Genomic DNA, 5216 nt, shown 5'->3' with positions numbered 1-5216 from the left:
TTAACAAACCAGCCCAGGGTTCTAACCCTGGGTTTATGAAAACCCGCTCCTGTCTTTCCGCCCTGTAGGGGCGGGACAAGATAAATATCAACCCTTTCAATCTTGTCGCACCCCTACAGGGTGCCTCAGAAAGAGAAGGATTCAAGGGGACCCAGGGTTAGAACCCTGGGCTAGTTTATTACAGGCCTACAGCCTGAAGACACCGTCGCTAATTGGTTCAATTCAATAATTAGCAGATAGCTCAATTTTTTCTATAAATGAATAATCGTTATGCCGAATTCTTTTTTCTTTTAGGAATATACAATATCAGGCGAATAGACTGGTCGTATGTGAAGTAACTCCATACCCATTCGATCAGCACCATCAGTTTGTTTTTGACACCCAGGATAGAACGGAGGTGTACCCCCATCCACACCATCCAGGCAATGAACCCTTGCAGCTTTAACTTTTTCAGGTCGGCCACCGCTTTATTGCGTCCAACGGTAGCCAGTGTTCCGAGATTTAGATAATGGAAGGCTTTCAATTCTTTGCCCGATTCCAGCCGTTTGAGGTTGTCGGCAAGCAGGTTACCTTGTTGGATTGCTACCTGGGCTACCTGTGGGTGGCCGTTCGGGTAGTCTTCCTCTGTCTGGAAGCAGACATCTCCGATAGCAAAAACGTTTGCCATTCCCGGCATCTGGTTAAATTCATTTACCGTTATTCGTCCGCCGCGGTTTAATGCCTCTTTATCAATATGTTCGAAATGGGTGGCGGTTACTCCGCTGACCCATACGAGTGTTTTGGTGGCGATGGTGGAGTTGTCGTCCAGTATCACTTTTCCGTCCTGATAGTCTGTAACACGGTTGTTGAGTATGATGTTTACTCCCATTCCTTTCAGGAATTTTTCTGCATTGGCTGATGCTTCGGGCGACATCACTCCGAGTAGCTGGGGAGAACCTTCCACCAGGTAGATGTGCATGTCCGACTGTTTCAGGTCCGGATAGTCCTTGGGCATAACGAATCTTTTCATCTCGGCCAATACGCCCGATATTTCAACGCCTGTTGCACCGCCACCGACTATAACTACGTTCATCAGTGCTTGCCGTTCCTCCGGGTCGGTACAGATTGTAGCCTTCTCGAAGTTTGAGAGTAGGGTATTCCTGAGTTCGAGAGCTTCCTGGATTGTCTTCATCGGCAAAGCCTTTTCTTCAATGGTCTTGTTGCCGAAGAAGTTGGTGATAGTTCCCGAAGCAATCACCAGATAATCGTAGGTTAATTCACCGATGGATGTTTCAATCAGATTGCGTTCGGCAATGATGGCTTTCACTTCCGCCATCCGGAAGTAGAAGTCTTTCTGCTTCTGGAATATCTTCCGGAAAGGAAATATGATTGAGCCCGGTTCCAGCCCGGACGATGCTACCTGATACAACAAAGGCGGGAACTGATGGAAATTGTTTTTGTCTATCAGGACAACCTGGAAATTACTCCCCTTCAGTTTATTGGCCAGCTTTAATCCGCCGAAGCCACCCCCTATGATGACTACGCGTTTCTTATTTGTTTTTGCGATGTTGAAGCCCATGATGTTCTATGTTACGTTTTATAATAGAACAATCGGAGACGGAATATGTTCGGATGGAATAGGGGGAAGGCCTTGATTTATAGGATAAGTTATCAGGAATTATGGCTTCTGAAACAAATACTGTTTAAATCCTTCCGTATAATCCGTGCGATAGTCTCCATTCTCATCCGCATAGATAAACATATATTCCAGTTCCGGATGCTGTTGTTGGATTTTGCGGGCTTCTTCGCGGCCCATGGCCATGAAGGCGGTAGCGTAAGCATCGGCGGTCATGCAGTCGGCGGCGATAACGGTTGCGCTTAGGACGGGCTGTCCGGCGGGAGAACCTGTTCTCGGGTCGATGGTATGGGCGTATTTCTTTCCGTCTTTGATGTAGAAGTTACGGTAGTCGCCGGAAGTGGCAAGGCCGTGGCGTCCGCATAACAGGAGGATCACCTGCAACTCTTTATTCGTGCCCATCGGATCATCGGATGGCCTGGTGATCCCGACGTGCCAGCATTCACCTTTAGGGTTGACGCCTTTGGCTGTCGTTTCACCACCTATATCGATCAGGTAGTTTTCGATGCCTTTACTGTCGAAGAGGCGGGCGATGACTTCGCAACAGCATCCGTCTCCCAAAGAGGAACAATTCAGCAGAAGGCGGGGATCGTCTTTGATAACCTTCCGTCCCTCCAAACGGACTTTCTGATAACCGACAAATGGACGTATGCTATCTATCATAGCCGGCGTAACACTGTCACTTTTACTGAATCCGAATCCCCAAAGATTAATAAACGGGGCACAGGTAATATCATAGATGCCATTGGTCTGTCCGGATACTTCCATCGCTTTATTGAAGACTTCGATGAAAAGATCATCGACCTCTATATCTTTGTTTTGGTTTACCTGGGAGATGACGGAGGTAGAATCAAACGGATTAAGGCAATGGTAGTAGCGTTGAAGTTCAGCACTGATTTCATCTTCCAGTGATTCGGTATATTCGAACTTGATTTGATAGGGAGTATGAAGCATGCCGGTTACTTCGTAATACTGTTTCTGTTTCGCACAACTGCTCAATAGATATAGAGTGAAAAAGGCAAGTAGGATAGAAGAGTGTTTCATTGTTTTCCGGGATGAATAATATAGGGAGAATTTACTCCTTTTTGCTTTGTTCTTTGTTTGGGGGGTATATGCTTGATATACATTGATTACAGTTTCCTCGTAGTTTCGTATTTAGGAACTGGCGTTTCTTAGGCGGGAAACGGTGACTTCCTATAGGTGACATAACCGACCTGCTCCCGTGTCAGGCACGGGGACAGGTTTTCTTTCAGGTTATAACCCCATCAATATCTTCTTCAATACTGTTTGTGCTGAGATTTCCCGGTTGGCTGCTTCGGGAATGACAATGCTTTGCGGGCTTTCGATCACGTCGTCGGTGACGATCATGTTACGGCGAACCGGCAGGCAGTGCATGAAATAAGCATTGTTGGTCAGCGCCATCTTTTCCGTATCGACAGTCCATGCACGGTCTTTGCTTAATACCTGGCCATAATTCGGGTCGGTATAGGCGGCCCAGTTCTTGGCATAGATGAAGTCGGCACCTTCGAAAGCCTTCTTTTGATCATATTCTACACGGGCATTGCCGACGAACTTCGGGTCGAGCTCGTAACCTCGGGGTGGGTGATGACAAATTCGTAATCGGTTGCATTCATCCATTCGGCGAAACTGTTGGGAACGGCCTGCGGTAAGGCTTTCGGATGAGGCGCCCAGGTCATAACCACCTTCGGACGGGCAGTCTTCTTGTATTCTTCAATCGTAATCAGGTCGGCGAAACTCTGCAACGGGTGGCGGGTAGCTGCTTCCATGCTGAATACCGGACGACCGGAGTATTGGATGAATTCGGAGATAATCTTTTCATTGTAATCGTCCGCCTTGTTTTCGAAACGGGCAAAAGAACGGACACCGATGATATCGCAGTAGCAACCCATGACAGGAATAGCCTCCAGCAAATGTTCGGGTTTGTCACCATCCATGATGACACCGCGTTCGGTTTCCAGTTTCCAGGCACCCTGGTTCACGTCGAGCACCATCGTGTTCATCCCCAGGTTCATCGCTGCCTTCTGGGTAGAGAGGCGGGTACGCAGACTGGAGTTGAAGAATATCATTAGCAGCGTCTTGTTCTTGCCAAGTTCTGTGAATTGAAAGCGGTCTTTCTTGATCTCGAATGCTTCGTTAAGCGCCTGCTTCAGGTCGCCTACATCTTGTACACAAGTGAAATGTCTCATGTTGTTTATCTATTTATATGAATGGCAAATGTAGTCAATTTAATTGAATGATAACATAGGCTACAAATGCTGTTTCTTACTACTGTCTAATCTGGCCTTCCCCTTCGATAATATACTTATAGGTGGTCAGCTCCGGCAACGCCATCGGGCCACGTGCATGCAGCTTCTGCGTACTGATACCGATCTCTGCTCCGAATCCGAACTGTGCGCCGTCGGTGAAAGCGGTCGATACGTTTGCATAAACGCAGGCGGCATCGACCATCTGCTGGAACAAACGGATTGCTTCCGCCGAGTCGCTTACGATACTTTCACTATGTTTTGAACTGTATCGGGCAATGTGCTCCAAGGCTGCGTCGAGACTGGCAACCGTACGGATGCTCATCTTGTAGTCGAGGAATTCGGTACCGAAACTGTCTTCCGTAGCCGGTTGAAGCAGTTCCGATGGATAAGAACCAGCCAGGGAGTTGAAAGCCGGTTGATCGGCGTATATGATTACATGGCTGTCCTTTAACTTATTGCAGATATAGGGCAAGTCGCCGAGCCGGTCTTTATGGATGATCAGGCAATCCAAAGCGTTACATACACTGACACGGCGCGTCTTTGCGTTGTTTACGATGGCTTGTCCTTTCTCTTTATCTCCCTCCTTGTCGAAGTAGGTATGGCAGATACCGGCTCCTGTCTCGATTACCGGGACACGGGCATTGTCGCGTACGAAGTTAATCAGCGAACTGCTGCCGCGTGGTATGATCAGGTCCACCAGTCCGACAGCATTCAGCAGTTCGGTTGTCGCTTCCCGGTCAGGTGGCAGCAGGCAACAAACAGCCGGGTTTACGCCATGACGTTCCAGTACCTGATGGATGATACCGACCAGTGCCCGGTTGGAGTCGTCAGCATCTGAACCACCTTTCAAAACACAGGCATTGCCACTCTTGAAACAGAGAGAGAATACGTCGAATGTCACGTTGGGACGTGCTTCATAGATCACACCTATTACTCCGAATGAGACGGATACCTTGCGGATCACCATGCCGTTCGGGCGGGTTGTTTCGCTCAATACTTTTCCAAGCGGTGAGGGGAGTGTTGCTACATTCCGCATATCTCCGGCAATACCTTCCAAACGGTCGGTTGTCAGTTTCAGGCGGTCGTATTTGGGATTGGCCGGGTCCATACGGGACAGGTCTTTCTCGTTTGCTGCAAGAACTTCGGCTTGTCTGTTCATCAATTCGCCGGCTGTATCGGTCAGGATACGGTTTATGGTTTCGTCGCTCAGCGTGATTAGCTGGCGTGAAGCGGCAACGGTCTGTTGTAATAGGTTCTTAATAGACATTCTTGATAGTAACCCCCCCCTCTTGAGAGGGGGCAGGGGGTGTGTATAATTTGCGTGATGGCGGAAG

At 48.4% G+C, this 5216-nt stretch carries 3 protein-coding genes and 1 pseudogene; all 4 read right to left on the bottom strand.

Features of this window, described 5'->3' with window-relative positions:
- Window positions 1-268 precede the first annotated feature (268 nt).
- On the bottom strand, window positions 269-1558 hold the full coding sequence (locus tag DXA15_RS24495) for an NAD(P)/FAD-dependent oxidoreductase (protein WP_128135781.1): 1290 nt from the start codon (window positions 1556-1558) through the stop codon (window positions 269-271).
- Between the two features lie 99 nt (window positions 1559-1657).
- Complete coding sequence (locus DXA15_RS24490) at window positions 1658-2659, bottom strand: FAD:protein FMN transferase (protein WP_128135780.1); 1002 nt, start codon at window positions 2657-2659, stop codon at window positions 1658-1660.
- 210 nt (window positions 2660-2869) lie between these two features.
- Window positions 2870-3822, bottom strand: a pseudogene (locus DXA15_RS24485) (N-acetylornithine carbamoyltransferase).
- Window positions 3823-3901: 79 nt separating this feature from the next.
- Entirely contained in the window at window positions 3902-5149 is a 1248-nt protein-coding gene (locus DXA15_RS24480) for a glutamate-5-semialdehyde dehydrogenase (RefSeq protein ID WP_128135779.1), read from the bottom strand.
- Window positions 5150-5216: the final 67 nt, after the last annotated feature.

The organism is Parabacteroides sp. AM58-2XD (assembly GCF_003463685.1).
Classification (GTDB): Bacteria; Bacteroidota; Bacteroidia; order Bacteroidales; family Tannerellaceae; genus Parabacteroides; species Parabacteroides segnis.
The sequence above is the reverse complement of the archived record's forward strand: the minus strand, read 5'-3'. Positions and strand labels throughout refer to the sequence as shown.

What these genes read in the sequence shown, in the direction of transcription:
- DXA15_RS24495 (WP_128135781.1), bottom strand. Translation starts at nt 1,558, where the DNA reads ATGGGCTTCAACATCGCAAAAACAAATAAGAAACGCGTAGTCATCATA.
- DXA15_RS24490 (WP_128135780.1), bottom strand. Translation starts at nt 2,659, where the DNA reads ATGAAACACTCTTCTATCCTACTTGCCTTTTTCACTCTATATCTATTG.
- DXA15_RS24480 (WP_128135779.1), bottom strand. Translation starts at nt 5,149, where the DNA reads ATGTCTATTAAGAACCTATTACAACAGACCGTTGCCGCTTCACGCCAG.